A 21,945-nucleotide genomic window follows, 5' to 3' on the forward strand; every position below is an offset into this window, starting at 1 on the left:
GGTTCAGTAGTCTGCCACCTGCGCCTGGTAGCCGGCCACGTTGCGCTGCATTTCCACCAGCGAGTCGCCGCCGAATTTCTCGCACCAGACCTGCGCCAGCACCAGGGCCGTCATGGCTTCGGCAATGACACCGGCGGCCGGCACGGCCGTTGTGTCTGATCGCTCGAAAGCAGCGGCCTGGGTTTCCTTCGTCAGGACATCCACACTTTGCAGCGCACGGCGGAGCGTCGAAATGGGTTTGAGGTGTCCCCGGAGACGCAGCGGCTGGCCGTTGGTCATGCCCCCTTCCAGTCCGCCGGCATGGTTGGTGGGGCGGGTGAAACCCGTTCCGTCGTAGGCAATTTCGTCGTGCAGTTGTGCACCGGAACGTTGCGACACCGCGACGCCAGCGCCAATCTCAACCGCCTTGACGGCCTGAATGGACATCAGTGCCTGGGCCAGGCGTCCGTCAAGCCGCAGGTCCCATTGGGTGTGTGTTCCAAGCCCGACCGGTAGCCCCCGGACGACGACTTCAAACGCGCCGCCCAGCGTGTCACCACGTTCGCGGGCCGCATCCACGGCGGCCACCATCTCGGCTTCAATGGCCGGGTCAATGCACCGGAGCACCGGGCTGTCCTGAACAGCAGCAATACGTTCCCACGGCGCATCGGCCAGCATGTCGTCGGCCGGAATACCCCCGACGCGGATGACGTGACTGGCAATTTCGACGCCGAACACGGCCAGCAACTGCCGGGCGAGCGCCCCGGCCGCCACCCGCGCCGCGGTCTCACGCGCGCTGGCGCGCTCCAGGATGTCGCGCAGGTCATGGGTGGCGTACTTGAGTCCGCCGGCCAGGTCGGCGTGGCCCGGCCGCGGGCGCGTCACGCGGCGCGACTTCTTCGGATCATCGGCAATGGCATCCCACTCCGGCGTCGGCTGGCTGGCCATGACAGCCTGCCAGTTCTCGAAGTCGGCGTTGCGGATGAGCAGCGCCACCGGCGAGCCAAGCGTCCGACCGTGGCGCAGCCCGGAAAGGACCTCAACCCGGTCACGTTCAATCTTCATGCGGCCGCCGCGTCCATAGCCGAGCTGCCGCCGATGAAGCTGGGCATCAATGGCGGCAACGTCAACCGGTAGCCCGGCCGGCAAACCTTCGACAATCGTGACCAGCGCCGGCCCGTGGGATTCGCCGGCCGTGATGAAACGCAACATAACACCCGATCCTTTCACCCTTTATTCAACCGTTCCGATTTCGTCCGGCTAGCGCGCTGCCGGCGGGGAAGGCGGCGCGCCCGGCCGGGAAGCCACGTCGAGCGCAGCCAGGTTGGCCCCCAGCAGAAGCAGCAGGGAAGACACAAACGCCCACATCACAAGCGAGACCGTCACGTAAAACGGGCCGTAGGTTTTGCGGAAGTCAATGAGCGGCAGGCAGGCGACGAAAACATAATGCGCCGCCTCCCACAGCAGTCCCACCCAGACGGCCATCGGCAACACCCGCCGCGCCGCCGGACGTTCACTCGGCAGGATCATGTACAGCCCGAAAAGCATGCCGATGGTGATGGGCAGGGACAGCACCTTGGCCCCGACAAGCGTCATGAAGGATGCTAGGCGCGGCACTCCGGCGTTGCCGAGCAGTTGTGTGGCCAACCATTGCATACCGGCCGTGAGGGCGACGATCAGCAGGAAACAGACGCCACACACCGGTACGAGTCCCATGGCGAGCAACTGGCTTTTCCAGCCGCTCCGGGGCTGTTTGACGCGCCAGGCCCGGTTCAGCGCCAGTTCCAGCGGAGTGAAAATACCGGCGCTCGTAAAAATCAGCGCCACAATCGAGAACACCGCCACACCCCGGTTGGTGTGCTCTTCCAGCACAACCCGCAGGTTGCGCACAATGAAATCCTCGGCAACCGGCAGGTAAGTCGTCTTGAGCAGAAACAGCGTGGTTTCGACCCCCGTGTTCCAGTGCAGGACTTCGCGGCACGTCAACAGTACGAGCAGCAGAAAGGGATAGAGCGCCAGCAGGGCGTTGAAGGCAATGGCCGAGGCCAGCACATAGACTTCGTTGCTGGCCAGGTCGGCAATTGCCGGAAAAATGCGGCGGGCCGTGAGTCCAATGCGGTAGAAAAAGCCCAGTTGCCCCGGAGTTGCCAGCGGCGGAGCCACGTTGGGGGCCTGGTTGGCAGGGAGTGTGGTAGCAGGCATGTCCGAATTCCAAAAAAGCTTTTCGTGCATAGGTTGCCGAAGGCAAGGCGGTGATTTCAAGGCACAGTAACCATCCGCCTGCCAAAAGGTATCGTCAGCCGGCCGTCGCCAAACTACAATGCGTCCCGGTTGTTTCGGGAACAACCGGGTGCCTGCTCCGTTGACTCGACAGCGCCACTGCTTTGACAAGCCGCGTCATGCGGCACGACTTCCTGCGATGACTTCTTCACGAGGTATTCAGACAATGAAAAGTGCATTCAAACGTGCGTCGGTGCTTTGCATGCTGGCCGCCGCGCTATTTGTGGCGGCCTGTACGGCCGCCAATACGGCAACGGCGACGCCGCCAGCCGGAACGCCGGCGCCACCCTTCACGGCCGTGGACAGCAACGGCAAAAAACACTCACTCAGCGATTTCAAGGGCAAATTCGTCGTGCTCGAATGGGTCAACTTCGATTGTCCCTTCGTGGTGCGGCACTACAAGAGCGGCAACATGCAGGCGCTCCAGCGCAAGTACACCGCCAAGGGCGTGGTGTGGCTTTCCATCAACTCATCTGCGGTGGGCAAGCAGGGCCATTTCAGCCCCGCTGAAATCAACGCCAAAATCAAGGAGCGGAATGCCGCGCCAACAGCCTATCTGATTGACACCGATGGCACTATTGGCAAGGCTTACGGGGCCAAAACGACGCCCCACATGTACGTCATTGATCCCGAAGGCAATCTGATTTACCAGGGCGCCATTGACGATTCCGTGTCCACGGACCCCAACGAAAAGGCCAAGGTCAACTACGTTGAAGCCGCCCTCGACGCGGCGATGGCCGGCAAGCCGGTGGCGGTCGCCACGACGAAGCCTTATGGGTGCAGTGTCAAGTATCAGTAACTTGGCAGACCTGATGTAAGGATGGCCGGACGGAGAGCGGATCGGCGCCGGCCGGTGAGACCCGGGCAAAGCGAACCTGGCGATGCAGAGGGAGGCCGATACTCCCCGGTGTGTGTCGCCAGGTCTTTTCCGTGCCGGGTTGACATGGAAGAAACCCCAACCAGACACCCTGACGCCACGGCCCCAGCGTCAGCACCGGAGAGAGAAATCCCCCATGAGCGAAGAAGTACCCTCATCATTCAAAGTCAGTGACCGTCGGTTGTTCAATCCCGATGGAACACTCCGCACGGATGTGGAACAGGACACATCGCGGGTTGAATCCGGGTCCACACGGTCAACCGGTGAACCATCGGTTTCCCCCCAGAGCGCCAGCACGCCTGCGGATCAGCCGACACCGCCCAGGGAAGACCCCCTGTTCAGTGATTTTGTGCTGGAGTTGGCCACCAACGCCATGATGATGCTCGGTCTCATCGAGCATCCACAGTACGGGCGATTGCCGCCGGACATCGAGGGGGGACGGCACTACATTGACGTTTTGGCGATGCTGCTGGAGAAGACCAAAGGCAACCTGGCGCCTGCCGAACAGCGCCAACTCCAGGAAACCGTCGCTTCCCTGCGGATGCAATTCGTGGCCATCACGAAGCGGATGGCGGCACAGGTACGCAAGGACGCCTGATGCCGAAGCCACCTGACAGACGGAGGGAACCGTCCCTGCGCTGCAAAGACGGTTCCCGACAATTAGGACAGCAAGACTGAGATGGGCGCTGGCGTTTCAGGCCAGCACCTGCCGGACCCGCGACACGAGGCTGGCAAAGCCGGTTTCGTCCGTGACGGCCAGATTAGCCAGGATTTTGCGGTCAAGTGTAATGCCAGCCTTCTTGAGACCGTGCATAAACTGGCTGTAGCTCAAACCACTGCGCCGTGCCGCCGCGTTGATGCGCACAATCCACAGTGACCGGTAGTCGCGTTTCTTGATGCGGCGGCCGATATAGGCAAACTTCAGCGCCCGCTCAACGGATTCCTTGGCGGAGCGATACAGCTTGCTCTTGGTCATCTTGTAGCCTTTGGCCAGTTTGAGAATCTTCTTCCGTCGCTGTAATCGTTTGTTCCCACGTTTTACACGAGGCATGGTATTTTTGACTCCTCAATACGCACAAACTTCAGAAAAGCCTGTTCCTTGCAGCTATCCTTCCGCCCGGCCGATACTTCCGGCTGGATTGCACGCTGCCGCCCAATGGGCCGCAGCGGCTGTCTCCTGACACCTCTTACCGATTGCCGTAGGGCAGCATCCGGCGCACGGTTGGCTCATCGGCTGGTGAAACGTAGGTGTCCAAGTCAAGATGACGCCGCCGTTTCGGAGATTTCTTGGTCAGAATGTGGCGGCAGTGTGAGTGTCCGCGCTTGAACCGTCCGTTGGCCGTTGAGCGGAAACGTTTGACCGCGCCCTTGTGTGTTTTCAGCTTGGGCATGTGCTTTCTCCTTCTGTCTCTTCCTGTTGGCGAAGTGCGCCCGCAGGCGCTGCCGGGGTCGCGCACCGGAAGGCGCTTCCAACCGGCACCTCACCCCGGCACGCGAGGTGTGGTCACTTCCTGGGCGTAAAGATGACGAACATCGTCATCCCTTCCATCTTGGGGCGGACTTCAACCGTGGCCACATGCGCCAAGTCTTTTTCGAGCCGCGCCAAAACCCGCTCGCCGAGTTCCCGGTGCGTAATCTCACGTCCAATGAAGCGCACCGACGCCTTCACTTTATCCCCGTCCTCCAGCGCCCGCAGGGCGTTGTTTTTCTTGAACTCGTAGTCGTGCTCCCCAATGCTGGGCCGAAGCTTGATTTCCTTGACCGAGATAACCGTTTGCTTCTTTTTGGCTTCGTGCTGCTTCTTCTTCTGCTCGTACTGCCACTTGCCGTAGTCAATGATGCGACACACCGGGGGGTTGGCCTGAGAGGCCACTTCGACCAGGTCCAACCCCCGCTCCCGGGCAATGGCCAGTGCCTGCTGGGGCGGCATGATACCGAGCTGGTTTCCGTCCTCATCAATGACCCGCACTTCACGATGGCGGATGCGCTCATTCGTGGGCACCTGCGGGCCACGGTCGCGGGTGCTTCGATTGGGTGAGATGGCGATACGACAACTCCTTTGCTGGGGCAACGTCCATGCCGGACCATGCCGATTGTCCTTTGACCGCGCACCGGACGCGGCCGTTGCCAGGGCGTGATGACACGCTAGGGCGTGATGACACGCTGCTGAACTTCCTGCGTGACACGGGCGATGAAATCGCCGACGGAAAATGTCCCGATGTCGCCGTCACTGCGTGTCCGCACCGCCAGGTTTCCGGTCTCTGCCTCACGGTCGCCCAAGATGACCATGTAGGGAACTTTGCGCAACTGCGCCTGCCGAATCTTGGCGCCAATCTTTTCACTGCGTGCGTCCAGCTCAACCCGCAGCCCCGCTTGCCGTAGTGTCTGGGCGATCCCGGCGGCGTGGTCATTCCATCGGTCGGCGATGGGCAGAACCGCCACCTGCACCGGCGCCAGCCAGACGGGAAACCTGCCTCCGAAGTGCTCGATGAGAAGCCCAAAAAACCGTTCGAGCGAACCCAAGATCGCCCGGTGAACCATAATGGGCGGATGCGGGCGGTTGTCCGCGCCGATATATTCCAGCCCAAAACGCTGGGGCAGATTGAAATCCACCTGAATTGTCGCCAGTTGCCAGGTGCGCCGAATGGCGTCAATCACCTTGATGTCAATCTTCGGGCCGTAAAACGCAGCTTCGCCTTCGACACGGGTGTAGGCCAGCCCCAACCGGTCGAGCGCCTGCGTCAGCGCCGCTTCCGCCAGTGCCCAGACTTCGGGTCCGCCCAAGTACTTCGCGTGATTTTCAGGGTCACGTACCGAGAGTTCAATCCGGTACTCGAACCCGAACGTGGCATAGACCTTTTGGGCAAACTCCAGGCAGCCGATGATTTCTGCTTCCAGGGTTTCCGGCGTGCAGAACAGGTGGGCGTCGTCCTGGGTAAAGCCGCGCACCCGCAGCAGGCCGTGCTGCACACCCGACCGCTCGTAGCGGTACACCGTGCCCATTTCGGCGTAGCGCAGCGGCAACTCCCGGTAACTGCGTGGCTGGGACTTGTAAATCTGGATGTGAAACGGGCAGTTCATCGGCTTGAGCTGGTATTCCAGCGGCTCATCCTCGAACTGCATCGGGGGGTACATGTCACCCCGGTACTTGGCCGTATGCCCCGACGTTTCCCACAACCGGCTCGATGCCACGTGTGGCGTGCGAACGAGTTGGTAATCGCGGGCAAACAGCTCTTCGTAGAGAAATTCCTGCAACAGGTGCAGGATGAGTGCGCCCTTGGGATGAAACAGAACCAGCCCGCTGCCGACTTCATCCGTAAAGCTGAACAGGTCAAGCTCTTTGCCCAGCCGGCGATGGTCACGGCGGGCGGCTTCTTCGCGCTGCTGAAGCCAGGCGTCGAGTTCTTCCTGGGTGAAAAAGGACGTGCCGTAGATGCGCTGCATCTGCGGATTCCGCTCATCGCCCAGCCAGTAAGCCCCGGCGATGGACAGCAGCTTGAACGCCTTGATCCGTCCGGCGCTCGGCACATGCGGCCCACGACAGAAATCAATGAACTGGTCGCCCAGCGTGTAGAAACTGGGATTTTCGCCGCCCTTCTCACCGATAAAGTAGCATTTGAGTTCGTCAGCACTGAACTTTTGCAGGGCTTCTTCGCGCGGCATCTCGACCCGGCGAAAGGGCGTGTTCTGTTTGACGATCTCGCGCATCCGCTTCTCGATGCGCACCAGGTCATCCGGTGTGAAAGGCTTTTCCTGGAGAAAGTCGTAGTAGAACCCACCCTTGGGATCGTCTTTGAGGGCGGGGCCGGCGCCGAGTTTTGTCCCCGGAAACAGGTCAAGGACGGCGGCCGCCAGCAGGTGTGCCGTCGAGTGACGGTAAATCTCCAGCGCTTCCGGGTCTTCGGGCAGAACCGGCTCGACGGTATCCGTCGCGGAAACTTCACAGCTTGTATCCCGCAGTTCGCCATTGACGCGCACGGCGAGCGCCCGTTTGGCCACGCCCGGATCGCGGGCCTGGAGCACCTGAAAGGCCGTGAGGCGGGAATGAGCGGATGCCGAAGCCGGTGACACTTCCATAACCAGACAACAACGAAGCGGGCGTGCCTGGTACGCGCGGCGTCGCCCGCCCTGAATCTGCCACACCCCAGCCGGCGTCTCCCGCGCCGCGCCCAAGTGTGGCGCAACCAGACCGATGCACCGTAAAGCTTGGTGGGCTGGGGTGAAGGAAGTGGTAGTCGCGCACGGATTTGAACCGTGGACCCCTACCGTGTCAAGGTAGTGCTCTACCCCTGAGCTACGCGACTGCAAGTACCCCGACACCGGCTGGCGGTGCAACAGCAAGTCCCAAAGAATACTGGCCTGGCCAAAGGCTGTCAAAAGAAATCTGCGTTACGTTACAGTTCCCGAACCGGCTGGGGGCGGGGTGCCGGTTTCGTGGGCGGTGTGGTGGTGGGGGAAGCCGGAGGGGAGTGGTCAGGGTCATGTCCGTCAGTATCGGTTCCGGAACCATTTTCTTTGCCGCCGAAAAAGAAACCGTACTCGAAGACAATTCCGCTTTTGCCGTTGCCTGGATGATTCGGAATTTTGTAGGCCACCACGATGATCTGGTTTTTCGTCGGGTGAAAGAGCACGCCGGGGGTGAAAAAGCCAAAGTCATGCCGGCCGTAAAACCACTCGCCCAGCAGGTATAGCCGGTGCTTGATGAGGGGCTGCTCAACTGCGGCGATAGGGTGAACGGTCGTCTTCTTGAAGAGGTTTTCCGTGCCAAAGCTGACGCCAGCCGTCAGACGGGTGTGCGTTTAGGGTAACACCAGGCTGCCGTGGGAGTAGGTAAATCCGCCCAGCCCACGCCCCCGCAGGTTGTACGTCACCATCTGCCCCACCTCCATTTCATTTCCCAGGCGGGATGCCGTTTCTGAAACATGGGCAGCGCCGTTTTGAACCCGACACCGATGTTTTCATTCAGCGCCTGTGGCGTCCCGCTGTTGTAGGTCGTCACCGCCAGTTCGGTGTTTTTGCCAATGCCGTAGCAATAGAAGTTGGTTGCATACCAGTAGCGCCCCGGATTCCACGGGCGCCACTGGGTTTCGTGCATGATGAAGTGTCGTCCCTTGGGGGTGATGTCGGCTGAAGGCAGGTTCGGCTGAAGGCAGGTTGACGATGGCCTGTTGGGCTGGAACGGTCAAAATGAAAAACAGTCCCAGCCACTGGGCAAGAAACAGCCAGCGGGAAGTGATACGCATGGAGGTGTACCAGGTTTTGGTCAGCGCCGGGAAGGCTTGGCTGCCCAAAAGGTGTGGTGGGGGGGCGCTGAAAGGCGTTGTGGGGAACGTGTGACCACAAGTTTACTCCAGACATTGTATGCTGGCACAAGTAAGTGAAACCAACGCACCAGGGAGCGGCCGACCATGGCGATTCAGAAACGAACGGTAGGCGTGATCGGCACCGGCAATGTTGGCGTTGCCGCTGCTTATGCCCTGTTTATGCAGCAGACGGCGAGCGACCTCATTCTGCTCGACAAGGACCAGTGCCGCGCGGAAGGCGAAGCCCTCGACCTGATGCACGGACAGACCTTTGCCGGCCCCACGCGGGTGCGGGTCGGCACCTATGCCGACCTGTCCGAAGCGCAGGTCATCGTCATGACTGCCGGCGTCGGCCAGCGCCCTGGCGAAACCCGGCTCGACCTGATGGAACGCAATGTTGCCGTCTTTCGCGCCATCCTGACCGAACTTGACCGCCACGCGCCGACAGCCCTGCTGGTCATCGCCACCAATCCGGTGGACGTGCTCACGTATGTTGCCCAGGAGCTTTCCACGCGCCCACCGCAGCGCATCCTCGGAACCGGAACGATGCTGGACACGGCACGTTTCCGAAGCCTGCTTGGTGAACACTACGGCGTGGACCCACGCTCGGTGCACGCTTACATCCTGGGCGAGCACGGCGACACGGAATTTCCGGTCTGGAGCGATGCCCGCATCGGCGGCCTGCGCCTCGTGGGCAACACCATTAACGGCCGGCCCTACGACCGTCCGGCGCTGGATGCCATCTTTGAGCGGACGCGCCGCAGCGCCTACGACATCATCGAGCGGAAAGGTTACACCAACCTCGCCATCGGATTGGTCATCGCGCGGCTGGTGCAGACGATTCTCGATGGACAGCACAGCGTGTTGCCCGTCAGTGTGCGGCTTCAGGGTGAGTACGGTATCTCCGGCGTCTGCCTGAGTCTGCCGGCTATCGTCAGCGAGAATGGACTCGAAACGAGTATTCTACCGGAACTGGATGACGCCGAACTGGCGGCGATGCACCATTCGGCCAACGTCCTGCGCGAACGCATCGGCGAAGCCCTGCCCGGTCACGCCGGACAGGAACCGAAAACCCAGGGAGCCGGGTGACACCCCGGCCTGATCAGCCAACGATGTCGAATCCCTACCTCAACCGGGTTGCGATTCGTGACCCAGCCCAGTTTTACGGACGGCGGCGGGAAGTGGCCCGCATTTTTTCCCGCCTTGGCGCCGACCGTCCGCAGTCCATCGCCGTCGTGGGTGATCGGCGCATCGGCAAGTCGTCGCTGTTGAACTATTTGTGCGTCCCCGAGGTGCGGCGCCAGCACCTTGCCCGCCCTGACGAATACGTGTTCGTCTTCATGGACCTTCAGCAGCGCCGGCGGGTGGTGCTCGACGATTTCCTGCAGACCTGGCTGGTGGAAATTCAGCGCAGCGCCGCCATGCCCGTGACGGAAAAACCGGGTTTCGACGGTATCCATGCCGTCCTCAACCAGTTGCGGGCCGAGCGGCGCAAACTCATCGCCATTTTCGATGAGTTTGACGTACTGACCTCGAACCGGTCGTTTTCGGCGGACTTCTTTGCCTTTCTGCGCTCCCTGGCCAACAACTACGAAGTTGCCTACGTGACTTCTTCCGGGCGTGAACTCCAGGAGTTGTGCCACGCCGACCAGATTGCCGACTCGCCCTTTTTCAACATCTTCACGAACATCTACCTGCGGGCCTTTCCCGACGCAGACGCCTATGAACTCATCACCCGTCCGTCCGAACAGGGCGGTCTCCCACTGGCCCCCTATGCCGAGGACATCCGGTGCCTGAGCGGAAACTTCCCGTTTTACCTGCAAATCGCCTGCTCGATTTATTTCGAGCAGCTCCAGGATGCGGGTCGCCTCGACATCCCGGCCATCGAGGAGGCCTTCGACGACGAAGTGCGGGGTCACTTTCGCTACCTCTGGGAGCACTTTTCCGCCGATGAACGTGCTGTCTGTCAGGCAATGGCCAACGGTCAGCCGGTGCTGCGCGAGCACACCTACGTGTTTGAGGATTTCAAGCGCGCCGGGTACATCCTCACCGGGTCCGACGGCAAGCCCCGCTGGTTCTCCCGGCGCTTTCTGCCCGTGGTGCTGCATCCCGGACGCGGCGGCAGCGGTGAGTATGTGGCCGTCCCGCCGACCCTTGAAATGCCGGCCGCGCGGCGCGCCACGTCACGGGACACAGCGCGTCGCCTCGGGGTGGAGGGGCCGCCGCCTGTGCCTTCCCACCTGGGACGTTTCGAGGTCATCGAGCGGCTCGGCGGCGGCGGCATGGGGGAGGTGTTTCTGGCCCGCGATGCGGAGCTTGGGCGCAAGGTCGCCATCAAGGTGCTCAAAGCCTGCTATGCCCATCAGGCGGAAACCCGTCAGCGTTTTCTGCGGGAAGCGCGGATGGTGTCGAGCCTCAACCATCCCCACATCGCCACCCTGTACGAAATCGGGGAAGCCGACGGGCTGCCCTATCTCGTGATGGAATACGTCCGGGGCAAAACCATTGCCCAGCACCTCCGTGAACAGGGGCCGTTTCCCTGCGCTGAAGTGTGTCGGATTGGCGCCCAGGCCGCCGAGGGCCTGGCTGCCGCCCATGCCATTGGTGTCATTCACCGCGACATCAAACCTTCCAACCTGCAACTCGATGCCCAGGGCAACGTGCGCATCATTGACTTCGGCCTGGCCAAGCTCGATGCCACGGCGGGCTGGACCCAGCTCTCCAGTTCGGATGATCACCTGCGCGCCGTGTCGGACATCACCGAAGCCGGGGTTCTGGTTGGAACCGTCACCTACATGTCGCCCGAACAGGCAACCAATGACACCCAGGTATCCCTGGCCGGAGATGTGTTTTCGTTGGGCATCGTGCTGTACGAAATGACGACCGGCCGGCTGCCGTTCGATGGGAAGTCCTACTACGACGTGATGGATGCCATTTTGCATGCCACCCCCGCGCCCATTCGGGACTGGCGGCCCGACGCGCCAGTGGCACTGGTGCGCGCGATTGACGCCGCCCTCGCCAAAAAACCGGAAGCGCGTCCCACGGCGGCCGCTCTGGCCGGGATGCTGCGGCAGGCGGCTCAGTCCCCAGCCGTTTCTTCCGTCACCTGAGTCAGCTGCAGCGTCCGCCCCTGGGTGATGTCGGCTTCGGTGGCCACGGCGGCAAAGACACCTTCCGGGGTCACGATGCGGTAGGGAGCCACGGCGGCCAGCGTGGTGAGCGGCGACTTCTGCTGGGCATACGGAACCCGCCGGGCAAAGCGCCCTTCAGCATCGGCCACGACTTCATCCAGGTAATCGAACTCGCGTTGGAAATACGTCCGAATGCGCGTGCTGATCTGCACCCGCGCGCCGGGGGTGGTCTGTCCGGTGATGAGCGCGCCCGGCACGCGCTCGAAGACCTTGGCGGCCGCATGCGGCTGCTTGAACAGAGGATAGTCCGTTTCAAAGTCGCTTTCACACACCAGACGGAGTTGGGTCAGTGCTGCGTCACCCCGGGGAATACCTTCATCGGCCACCAGCCGGGCATAGAGCGAAGCTTTCATCCGTTCGTTCCAGTCTTCCCATGGGGTTGATGTTCCGGTGGCCGGGTCCCAGGCGGCATTGTGCGCCGTCGCTTTGGGTGAGAGCGGCGTGATGAGGACGTAGCGCACCCGCCGCGCTTCCATAAGCTGAAAAGACGCTTCCGGCGGCAATACCAGCATGGCCGCGCCGTCGCGGATGCCCATGCGCAGTGGTTGCGTGTGACCGAGCGGGGACGCCACGGTTGGTCGGCCGGCAACCCCGATGACCCAGTGGCCGGGCGTCCAGTCACACAGAACGGCGTAATCATGGGGGGCATCACCCCGTGGACTCGTCGCCGGCGTATGCGTTGCCAGCCAGCGCAGGGTGGGTTCGGCATCCACGAACGCTCCGGTCGGTGAGACGAGATAGGTTGGCGCGCCAATGGTGAAGTTGACCGTCGGGGCCAGCATTCCGGCAAACAGCACGGCCGGGAGGATGGCCCAGCGGCGCGTCTGATGTTGTGACCAGCGGGCCAGCCAGTCCGGCAGCCGAACCAGCGCCAAGGCGATGACCACGGCAAAGGGGACGGCAAACAGGCCGCTGAACTTGAGCTGAAGCAGCGCCAATCCTGTCGTGAGCAGGGAAACACCCCAGATCATCCAGTGCGGAACGGCGTCCGGCCGGGACTTCGGCCACGCCTCCCGTGCCACGGCCACCCACGCCAACGGCAGCAGCCAGAGAAAGCCGGTGTAGTTGTTCGTGGTGTCGGCAAAGGACGACTGAAGCAACGGCTGGCTCTCGAAAATCGTCGCCAGCCACGGATCGGCCGCGCCGATGTGCTGCACGCCGTACTGCACGAAATGCCAGACCTCGCCTGGCCACAGGCGGGGCAGGACGCCGACACCCAGCCCGGCCCAGGCCAGAAACCACCCGCTCTGCCGGTGCCAGCTTTGGCTGTTGTCCTTACCTGCCGTCGTCCAGCCCAAAGCGATCAGTGTGGCCCCGGCTGCCAGCCAGCCAGCCAGCCAGGCCGTCATGAGCGCCGGGTTGACACCGTGGGGTTCGGCCATCCGGGTTGCGACAAAGGGCGCCAGCCAGATGAGAAGCGTCAGCCACGCCCAGAGACTGACGCGCAGGTGCGCCTGCCGGGCTGCCGGCTCGGAACGGTACAGAAGCGATCCCCCCAGGGTGACCAGGGCGTGCAGCCCGACGAGCAGGGGCAGGATGGTGGCACAGAGCAGCCCAATGGCGAGGGCGCTGCCAGCCACGACTCCGTGCCGGTTTGCCGGATGCTCCCGCACGACGGCCCACAGGTAGAGTCCCGTGCAGAGCGACTCAAAAACGTGGTGATCCACATAGCCCACGGCGCACACCACCCAGAGCGAGGGCAGCCAGGCGAGGATAAGTCCGGCCGTCACTCCGGCCCAGACGCCGCCCAGGCGGGTGGCAATGGCATAGCCCAGGCAAGGCGTGAACGCTCCGAGGAGCGGCGTCAGCCAGCAGGCGACAGCCGTTGTCCAGCCCTCATCCGGCCGGCCGCTCCCCTGGAAAAGGGTGTAGGTCGCCTGCGCCACAAAGGCATAGAGCCAGTCGAACCCAAAGGGCCAGTTGACGCGCGCGCCATCGGGAAAGTTGACGTAGTGATCCACGTCGGGCACCTGCAGGCCGTGCGCGACCGCGAAATGAATGCGGCGCAGGTGGTAGAACGAGTCCGTCGAAATCGGAAAGATGCCGAAATCCGTGAAGACGCCGTCGAGATTGGAAAGCCGGATGGCAAGCCCCAGCAGATAGATGAGCGCCAGCATCACGGCCGAACGGTACAGCAGACGGCGCACGCCGGTCGGCGGCGGAGCCAGCGTGGTTGCCATCTCAGCCCACCTCCGTTCCGGGGAGTGGAGCTGCACGCCATGGCGGCCCGGAGACCAGGCTCCGTTTCCCAGCGTCACGCTTTGAAATCATCGGTGATGCGCCGCCATTCCTCCACGACGGCGGCAATGTCGCTGCGCTCGCGGGAGAGTCGTTTCTGGTCGTGTGGGTTGGCTTCTTCAAGCAGGGTTTCCAGCGCCTGCAGGGTGAGGTTGGCGGCGGCCAGTGCCTCCATCCGATCACCCCGTCCCCAGCGGCAGCGCGCGATGACCCACTGGGCGCGCCATTCGACATCCCGATCCCCCAGTTCCCGGGCCGTTGCGGCGGCCGACACGCTGCGGTCGAGCGCCAGGGTCAGTTCCTTGCGGATGAGATGGACTTCACCGAGCGTCTGAAGCATTTCGGCACGTACCTGGGCGTCATCCGTGGTGCGGTTGAGCAACTGGGCTTCTTCGAGCAGTTGCAGGGCTTCCCGGAGGTTGCCGGTGCGGGTGTACATCTGCGCAGCATTGACGAGCGCCATTTCCAGCACCCGCTGGTTCTTGTTTTCACGCGCGCTCCGAATCGCCAGGCGGTAATAGGCCAGGGCATCGGCGTAGCGCCCTTCCTGCCGGAAGGTATCGCCAATGTTGTTGAGCATGGCCCCTTCACTGGCGCGGTCGTTGATTTCGCGCATGATCTGAACGGCCCGCTGGTAGCAGTCGCGGGCGCGGGACACCTGTCCCTGGCTGTGAAACGCCGATGCCATCAGCATCAGGCCCTTGCGCTCGATGTCGCGGTCACCGGTGGCCCGTGCCGTCTGAAGCATCTCGCGCCAGGTGGATTCCAGGGATACGACACTGTGCAGCACGCTCTGAAGGGAGTGCGGTTGGGTGGGGCGCGCGTCACGGCGCGGCGCGGCGGGTGCCCGGCTCTGGTCCTCGACGATGGTCTCCGCCAGGCGACCGCTGTTGAAAAGCTCACCCATGCCGAGGTTTTCGGCAAAGGCCGCCACGTCGTTGAGCAGTTCTTCGAGTGAAAACTCGCTCGCTTCGCTCCCACGTCCCGTACTGCGTGCCATCGTCAGGCTGTGCAGGGCATCCAGATCGCTTGGCATTTCAGCCCCACCCGGCTCTGCGACGGCCGGCGGCCTGGCGGCCGGTGGCGGTACGGGCGGGGGTGGTGGGGTGGAAGCCAGCCATTTGGTAGGTTCCGGCTCCGGTATCGGGGGGGCGGTTTTCACTTCCCCGGCCTTGGCGCTTTCGGCCTTGGCGCTTTCGGCCTTGGCGCTGACTGGCACTGCCGCAATGGACCCGGTTTCATCCAGCAGTGAGGTGGCTTTGCCGGCAGGCGCCTGGTCCGCTTTCAGGGCCACGGTGGCTTTGGGTTCCAGTGGGCGCGTGGCAAGGGCGCGGTCAAGCCGCACCTTGAGGTCAAAGACCGGCCGTTTGTCTTCCAGGAAGGCGGACGCTACGGTGTCTTCGGGAAGATCGGTCTGAAGCGTGGTAATCACCGAGAGCGCTTCTTCGATGGCCGCCTGCGCGTTGGCAAAGTCCTGCCGCTGCATGAAGCATTCTGCAAGACCGTAGGCGGCCATCCACCGGACATGGGGCGATTCCACTTCCCGCGCCAGTTCGCGCGCGCGGGCATAACAGGTTTCCGCTGCTGCGAAGTCGCCTTCCGCGCGCTGGGTATCGCCAATCTCAGTGAGAATTTCGGCTTCGATGGGGGTGACTTCCGCCGTTTCGGCCAGCAGCAGGGCCGCCTGGAGCGTACTCAGGGCGGACTTGGCATCGCTGCGCCGCCGCCGAATCCGCCCGACATTGAGCAGGTAGCGCGCTTCGGCCGCGCCGTTGCCGATGTCGCGGGCGATGTCCACCGCCTGCTGGACATACTCCATGGCTTCCGTGTCGTTGCCCCGCCGCATGAAGACTTCGCCCAGTCCATTGAGCGCCACGGACTCGCCGTAGCGGTGGCCGAGGGCGTAGGCAATGCGCAGGGAGCCGGCATAGCATTCCTGCGCTTCGTCCAGGTGAACGAGTTGCAGGTGGATGAAACCCAGGAGTGCCAGCGCCCGGCGTTCCTCGAAGATATTGCCGAGATGGCGCGCCATCGTCAGCGCCTGCCGGGCGTCGGAGAGGGCTTCGGCAAACTTGCCCCGCTGGGCATTGACAGCCGCATTGACCAGACGGGCGGCCGCCTGGCCACTGCGATCCCCGGCCCGTTCGGCAACATAAAGGGCTTCGTCAACGGCTTGGAGTGCCGCCGTCAGGCGGCCGCGTTCGACGTGGGCCGTGGCGGTGACAAGCAGGGCCAGGCACAAACCGGAAGCATCCTCACGGGCGCGGAGCGTGGGCAGGGCCGCTGCGGTCAGTTGCAGGGCCCCTTCGGCATCACCCGTCAGATTGCACAGGCGCGCCAGACTGACCTGCGTGCGCCCCAGCCAGGTCAGCTCATGCGCCTGGCACAGTTCAAGCGCGCGCTCCAGCGCCTGCCGCGCATCGTCAGGTTGGGCGCACTCGATGAGCAGGTTGCCATAGGTCAGATGGTAGCGCGCTTCCTCGTCGGGGCTGAGGGGCGGCTTGGCCGCATCACCCTGAAGGCGGTTGAGCGCCTGGGCAACCCACCCGAAGAACTTTCCCGCATCGGCGAAAGCGTAGAGATTCCAGCGGGCATAACCGGCTTCAAGGGCGTATTCAATGGCCTTGCGCCATTCCTCCGCCCGGAAGTAGTGGTAGGCCAGATCGCTGGCCGTGAAATCCTGGCGTCCGAGCGCCGCTGCCGAAGCCCGTGGTGACGTGGCCTGCTGCTCCAGGCGCTCGGCAATCCGGGCATGCAACCGCTTCCGCCGCCGCCGGGTGATGCGCCGGTAGAGCACGCGGTGCACCATGGTGTTGACAAAACTGTACCGGTCTTCCCGCCAGCCGGCCATTTCCCGAATCAGCCCCAGTTTGAGGGCATTTTCGATATGCCGCAGCAGGTCTTCTTCCGTGGACTCCGTCAGGAACTGCAGGAGGTCAAAGGTGAATTCCTCACCAATCACCGCCGCGTGGGCCAGCACGTCAGCCAGGTCGTCATCGAGCCGCACGAGCAGCGGTTTGACCAGCGCGACAATGGATTCCGGCAAATCGAACTCATCCACATCCTGGCAGACCCAGCCCGTTTCCTCGCCATGCGAAATCTGCCCGCTGGCAATCATGGCGTTGACGACTTCACAGACGTAGTACGGATTGCCCTTCGTTTCTTCGGCCAGCATCAGCGCGACACTGACCGGCAGGTGCACCTGGGCGCCGAGCAGCCCTTCGACCATCAGCCGGATTTCACTGTTGGAGAGCGGCGGCAGCTTGATCTGGTCATAGCCGCCCACATCGTCCAGTGACTGCAACCAGTTCCGTAAGGCGGGTGTGCCGTCGGGCAGACTCGTGAACGGACGACAGGCAACGATGGTCAGCAGCCGGTCCTGGCGCGTCTGACGCAGCAGGTGGCTGACAAAATCCAGCAGAAGCGGGTCGGCATGGTGCGCGTCATCGAGAAAGAGCACCGCGCCCCGCTCCCGGGCCAGCAGGCGGCACAGATAGGTCAGGTCGGCAAAAAAACTGTTCCGGTCGGCGGCCAGCCGGGCGGCCAGCTTGGTGGTGTAGGATTCATCGCACAGGTTGGCAAAGAACGTCCCATCCAAAAACTGCTCATCGGCCGGCGACAGTGACCGTACGGCGCGCAGTTCCGGGTTGAAGTAGGCCATCGCGGCCATGCGGATGTCGGACAGGGGAAACTGTCCGGCGGCGGCGCGGGTCGGGTCGCAGCGCAGGCGCAGCAGGATCGGCTGGCCTTCGCCCACATCCTCCAGCCGAATCATGAACTGTTCGATGAGGCGGGTTTTACCAATGCCGGCTTCGCCAAAGATGACCACCGGCCGTCCCCGGCGGGTGGTCACCGACTGCCAGGCTGCAATGAGGACACCAAGTTCCGGCGTGCGACCGACAAACTCCCCGCCGCTCATGCCGGTTGGGAGATGAACTGAACTGGGCGGAAGTGTGCTGGATTTCGGCAGGGCCGGGGCCTCGGCCGGCACCACCCGGGTGAAGGGGCCTGGGGCGGCCGGAGATGGCTCCGGCGGCAGCGCCGGGATGCCCTGTGGCGTCATGATCGAGACACTGCCTGGCGCAAGCTGGCGCTGTACGCTGCGAAAGGCCTCGGCCAGCTCTTCGGCCGTCTGGTAGCGGTTGGCCGGTGATTTCTCCAGCGCCCGCATCACAATGGCTTCGAGCGCCTGGGGAATTTCGGGTCGCAGTTCGCGGAGCGGTTTGGGTTTTTGTTTGACCTGGGCAATGACGGTGGCCAGCGGCGTCGGCTCGTCAAAGGGCAGCTTGCCGGTGAGCATTTCGTAGGCAATGATGCCGATGCTATAGACATCCGACCGCCCATCAATCCGGTGGGCCTGACACTGTTCCGGCGACATGTACTGCGGCGTCCCGATGATCCCTGTGCCGGTAAGGTTCATCAGATTGGGATTGTTCATCGCCAGCTTGGCAATCCCGAAGTCGAGCACCTTGACGGTTTCACCCGTACGCAGTTTTTCCAGCATGATGTTGGCTGGTTTGAGGTCGCGGTGGATGATGCCCTCGGCATGCGCGGCATGCACGGCGTCACACACCGGCGCGAGCACCGACACGACCCGGAGGGGCGAAAGTGTCTTGGCCTGCTGGAGTTCCTGCCCCAGGCTGTGCCCTTCGAGAAACTCCATGACGATGTACGCCTCACCAATGGCGCTCATCCCGTAGTCATAAATGGTGATGGCGTTGGGGTGCTTGAGGCGGCCCGACAGCAGGGCTTCCCGGCGGAAGCGTTCGAGGGCCGCCGGATTGGATACCAGGTCAGCATTGAGAATCTTGAGCGCGACCCGCCGCTGCATCGTGGCATGGATGGCTTCATAGACCGCGCCCATCCCACCGCGTCCGACCATGCGCACAATCTGATATTTCCCGTCCACCACACGCGCCACGGTGGAGGGTTTGTCCGAAGCCAGTGGCGCTCCGTCCTGGGGACAGATGTTGTATTCATCAGGGTAGGTCGCACCACACTTCGGACAGGACTTCATGACGGGAACTTATGGGCAGGAGAGTCCGGGGCGCATCCACCGCACACGGTGCCGGTAGCCAACCGAAAGGGGCGCTGGACAACATACGACCCCGCCGGGCAGCCAGTCTGCCGCCGGAGGCCGCCGGGCTGAAAAAAGCGAAGGAAACCGCAGAGTATAGGGAGAAGTTCCCGCTGGCAACCAACATCTGTCATAGCTGTGGAAACCTCGCCGGTGAACCCCTCATCCGAGTGCCGCGCCGTTTGTCGCAATGACCTGAGCATACCACGCAAAGGAATCCTTCGGAGTGCGAACCTGCGTGTCATAGTCCACATACACCAGCCCGAAACGCTGCTTGTAGCCCTCGGCCCATTCAAAGTTGTCCAGGATGGACCAGTGAAAGTACCCCTGCACCGGCACGCCTTCCCCGACGGCACGGCGTAGTTCGCGCAGGTAGCGCGTTGTGAAATCAATGCGCTGCGGGTCGTGAACTTTTCCATCAAGCGCCACCCAGTCGCGCAGCGCCAGTCCGTTTTCCGTGATGTATATCGGTCTTTTGTAACGTTCGTGGAAAAATTTCGGCCCCCACCGGAGCGCTTCCGGCGTCACGGGCCAGTCAAAGGCCGTCAGGGGGGTGGCCGGCGTCGGAATGACGACCCGCGGCCCGCCGCGTCCGTCGGACTGAATCTTAAACCCGAAGTAGATGTTGACGCCACAGAAGTCCACCGGCGTTGAAATGACGGCCATATCCCCGTCCGCCACCTGCGGCGCGTCGGCCTTGTACAGCGCCAGCCCTTCGGCCGGGTACTCACCGAGAAAGACCGGGTCCATCCACCAGGCGTTGTTGAACGGATTTTTGAGCGGCAGCCCGACCGAGGCGTTGAACAGAAAACCGTAGCCCTGAATCCCGAAGTTGAACGCGCGCGCAGCGGCGATGTCTTCGGGTTGCTCGGTGGCGGGGTAAGCAATGGGCGTTGCCGGCGCAAAGCCAATCCGGGACTGTTTGACGTGGGCGCGCAACGCCTGAACACCTTTCCCATGCGCCAGCAGTGCGTGATGGCCTGCCTGGAGCACGTCCTTGAGGGGCAGCAACAGCCCGGGGGCATGCCGCCCCGCCTGGTAGCCCAGCGTGATGAACACCTGCGGCTCGTTGAGGGTCATCCAGTAAGTGATGCGGTCGCCCAGCCGCCGGGCAGCGACGGTCGTGTATTCAGCAAACCAGTCGGCGCTGTCCCGGTTGGTCCAGCCTCCGCGCTGGTGCAGCGCCAGCGGCAGGTCCCAGTGATACAGCGTGCAGAAGGGCGTTATCCCGGCCGCCAGCAGTTCGTCCACGAGGCGGTCGTAGAAATCCAGCCCCCTGGCGTTGACCGTCCCGGTGCCTTCCGGGAGGATGCGCGCCCAGGCGAGGCTGAAGCGGTACGCCTTGAGACCCAGCTTCTTCATCAGGGCCACGTCTTCCTTGTACCGCCGGTAGTGGTCACAGGCGACATCGCCTGTATGGCCGCGCCAGATGGCATTCGGTTTGCGCACGAACATGTCCCAGATGGACTGCCCTTTGCCGTCGGCATCCAGGGCGCCTTCGATCTGGTAGGCCGCTGTGGCCGCACCCCACTGAAAGCCAGCGGGGAAGGTGTTTCCGGCTGGCTTCTGGCTGGTGCGTGGCTTGCGGGAGGGGGCCTGCGGTGTTGCAGCGGACGTCACACTGCCGGCTGCCAGGGCGGCCGTGGTCGTCAGGGTTGAGGCCAGAAAGCGCCGCCGGGAAGCCCGGCGGCGGGATGGGGCGTCCGTCTCTTGCGTGACCGGTGTTTCAACGGGGAGCTTGTCCATGGACATTGGGCACTTCGGTTTCCTGGTCGGATGAAGGGTGGATGGTGGTTCGATAATGATAGCTTCCATCCCGGAGTTCGAGAATGACCGCCGGTTTGACGGCATTCCGATTGGCATCGAGCGAAATTGTGCCGGTGACGCCAGGAAAATCACGGGTGGCGGCCAGGGCGTCGCGGATTTTTTCGCCGTCGGTGCTGTTGGCCCGTTCAATGGCGGCGTAGAGCACCTGCGCGCCGTCGTAAGCCAGCGCCGCCAGGGCATCGGGGGTGTCGCCGTACCGCTGGCGGTAGGCGGCAATGAACGCCTGCACCCGTGGGTCCGGGTTGTCCACGGAGTAGTGGTTCGTGATGAAACAGCCGTCGAGGGCTTCCTTCCCGCCGCGCCACAGGTCAGGGGAATCCCAGCCGTCGCCGCCGATGAAGGGCACCCGGATGCCGAGTTCCCGCGCCTGTTTGATGATCTGTCCCACGTCGCCGTAGTAGCCCGGCGCATAGACGAAGTCCGCGCCCGCTTCCCGGATGCCCGTCAGTTGCGCGTTGAAGCTGGCATCGCCGGCCTGGTAGTTCTTTTCGATGACAACCGTGCCGCCGAGCCGCGTGAAACTTTCCCGAAACGATTTGGTGAGACCTACGCTGTAATCGTTCTTGACATCCGTGATGATGGCCGCGCGCCGCAGCTTGAGGTCCTGGACGGCGAACTTCGCGGCGGCTTCACCCTGGAAGGGGTCAATGAAGCAGACCCGAAAGATGAAATCGCCCTTGCGTGTGACCTTCTCGTTGGTTGAGGAAGGCGTCAGCATAGGGACGCGCTTTTGCTGACACACGGCCGCCGCCACAATGCTGCGCGCCGAGCCGACTTCGCCCAGAACGGCGATGACGTTGTCGCGCGTCACGAGGCGTGTGACGACGGTTTTGGCTTCTTCCGGCTGACCGCGGTCGTCTTCGAGGATGAGTTCGATACGTGAACCACGAATCCCGCCGGCCGCATTGCGTTGTTCGGTGGCCAGGCGAATGCCCCCCATGGACGACGTGCCGAAGGTCGCCGTGTCGCCGGTCATCGGCATATAGACGCCAATTTTCAGCACCGGGGGCAGCCCGTCGCCGGCCGCCGCCCGGCCTTTGCGCTCACAGGCCGCCACGCCTGCCAGGGCCGCCAGCGCCAGCCAGACCCACACGACCTGCCACCGCCGAAGCCACACCGGGAACGTGGAAGGGCGCAAAGCGGAACCCGTCATGGATGGTCGCATCCCAGGTA

The 21,945-nt window shown here is 63.1% G+C and carries 16 protein-coding genes and 1 tRNA gene; 5 read left to right on the forward strand and 12 right to left on the reverse strand.

The annotated features are described in order from the left end of the window. Positions 1-3: 3 nt before the first annotated feature. Entirely contained in the window at positions 4-1,191 is a 1,188-nt protein-coding gene (gene aroC, locus J8C05_RS01390; protein WP_281503757.1) for a chorismate synthase, read from the reverse strand. A gap of 48 nt (positions 1,192-1,239) precedes the next feature. After that, entirely contained in the window at positions 1,240-2,181 is a 942-nt protein-coding gene (locus J8C05_RS01395) for a YihY/virulence factor BrkB family protein (protein WP_211422454.1), read from the reverse strand. Between the two features lie 244 nt (positions 2,182-2,425). On the opposite strand from J8C05_RS01395, the gene J8C05_RS01400 reads away from it, so the two are divergent. Further along, entirely contained in the window at positions 2,426-3,058 is a 633-nt protein-coding gene (locus J8C05_RS01400; protein WP_246840715.1) for a thioredoxin family protein, read from the forward strand. Positions 3,059-3,272: 214 nt separating this feature from the next. After that, the gene (locus J8C05_RS01405; RefSeq protein WP_211422455.1) at positions 3,273-3,734 is read left to right on the forward strand and encodes a DUF1844 domain-containing protein; all 462 of its coding nucleotides are present in this window, start codon (positions 3,273-3,275) and stop codon (positions 3,732-3,734) included. Between the two features lie 96 nt (positions 3,735-3,830). On the opposite strand, the gene rplT is transcribed toward J8C05_RS01405, so the two are convergent. The 5 genes from rplT to J8C05_RS01430 form a co-directional block, all read right to left on the reverse strand. Then, on the reverse strand, positions 3,831-4,187 hold the full coding sequence (gene rplT / locus J8C05_RS01410) for a 50S ribosomal protein L20 (protein ID WP_211422456.1): 357 nt from the start codon (positions 4,185-4,187) through the stop codon (positions 3,831-3,833). Between the two features lie 136 nt (positions 4,188-4,323). Next, a complete protein-coding gene (gene rpmI, locus J8C05_RS01415) occupies positions 4,324-4,527 on the reverse strand; it encodes a 50S ribosomal protein L35 (protein WP_211422457.1) in 204 nt (67 codons plus the stop codon). 113 nt (positions 4,528-4,640) lie between these two features. Beyond that, complete coding sequence (gene infC / locus J8C05_RS01420) at positions 4,641-5,138, reverse strand: translation initiation factor IF-3 (RefSeq protein WP_211422458.1); 498 nt, start codon at positions 5,136-5,138, stop codon at positions 4,641-4,643. Between the two features lie 143 nt (positions 5,139-5,281). Further along, positions 5,282-7,213 (reverse strand): threonine--tRNA ligase, encoded by a 1,932-nt coding sequence (gene thrS / locus J8C05_RS01425; RefSeq protein WP_211422459.1) that lies wholly within the window; start codon positions 7,211-7,213, stop codon positions 5,282-5,284. Between the two features lie 152 nt (positions 7,214-7,365). Next, a tRNA-Val gene (locus J8C05_RS01430) sits at positions 7,366-7,440 on the reverse strand. A 177-nt stretch (positions 7,441-7,617) separates the two neighbouring features. Between J8C05_RS01430 and J8C05_RS01435 the strand changes: the two genes are divergently transcribed. Further along, on the forward strand, positions 7,618-7,827 hold the full coding sequence (locus tag J8C05_RS01435) for a hypothetical protein (protein ID WP_211422460.1): 210 nt from the start codon (positions 7,618-7,620) through the stop codon (positions 7,825-7,827). A 176-nt stretch (positions 7,828-8,003) separates the two neighbouring features. Here J8C05_RS01435 and J8C05_RS01440 read toward each other — a convergent pair whose 3' ends face one another. Continuing rightward, positions 8,004-8,231 carry a hypothetical protein gene (locus tag J8C05_RS01440; protein WP_211422461.1) on the reverse strand — a complete coding sequence of 76 codons (228 nt, stop codon included), beginning with the start codon at positions 8,229-8,231 and terminating at the stop codon, positions 8,004-8,006. Between the two features lie 313 nt (positions 8,232-8,544). On the opposite strand from J8C05_RS01440, the gene J8C05_RS01445 reads away from it, so the two are divergent. Both J8C05_RS01445 and J8C05_RS01450 read left to right on the forward strand, forming a co-directional pair. Further along, positions 8,545-9,528, forward strand: coding sequence for an L-lactate dehydrogenase (locus J8C05_RS01445; protein ID WP_211422462.1), 984 nt, complete (start codon positions 8,545-8,547; stop codon positions 9,526-9,528). Positions 9,529-9,551: 23 nt separating this feature from the next. Beyond that, on the forward strand, positions 9,552-11,549 hold the full coding sequence (locus tag J8C05_RS01450; RefSeq protein ID WP_211422463.1) for a protein kinase domain-containing protein: 1,998 nt from the start codon (positions 9,552-9,554) through the stop codon (positions 11,547-11,549). Here J8C05_RS01450 and J8C05_RS01455 read toward each other — a convergent pair. The 4 genes from J8C05_RS01455 to J8C05_RS01470 form a co-directional block, all read right to left on the reverse strand. Then, positions 11,519-13,810 carry an STT3 domain-containing protein gene (locus J8C05_RS01455; RefSeq protein ID WP_211422464.1) on the reverse strand — a complete coding sequence of 764 codons (2,292 nt, stop codon included), beginning with the start codon at positions 13,808-13,810 and terminating at the stop codon, positions 11,519-11,521. The two genes, J8C05_RS01450 and J8C05_RS01455, sit on opposite strands and share 31 nt — an antisense overlap. 74 nt (positions 13,811-13,884) lie before the next feature. After that, the gene (locus tag J8C05_RS01460) at positions 13,885-18,885 is read right to left on the reverse strand and encodes a protein kinase domain-containing protein (protein ID WP_211422465.1); all 5,001 of its coding nucleotides are present in this window, start codon (positions 18,883-18,885) and stop codon (positions 13,885-13,887) included. A 222-nt stretch (positions 18,886-19,107) separates the two neighbouring features. After that, positions 19,108-20,691 (reverse strand): glycoside hydrolase family 1 protein, encoded by a 1,584-nt coding sequence (locus J8C05_RS01465; protein WP_211422466.1) that lies wholly within the window; start codon positions 20,689-20,691, stop codon positions 19,108-19,110. Next, the gene (locus J8C05_RS01470; protein WP_246840716.1) at positions 20,672-21,925 is read right to left on the reverse strand and encodes an ABC transporter substrate-binding protein; all 1,254 of its coding nucleotides are present in this window, start codon (positions 21,923-21,925) and stop codon (positions 20,672-20,674) included. The genes J8C05_RS01465 and J8C05_RS01470 overlap by 20 nt, the downstream gene beginning before the upstream one ends. Positions 21,926-21,945: the final 20 nt, after the last annotated feature.

Origin of the sequence: Chloracidobacterium sp. N, assembly GCF_018304765.1 — a bacterium.
Classification (GTDB): Bacteria; Acidobacteriota; Blastocatellia; order Chloracidobacteriales; family Chloracidobacteriaceae; genus Chloracidobacterium; species Chloracidobacterium aggregatum.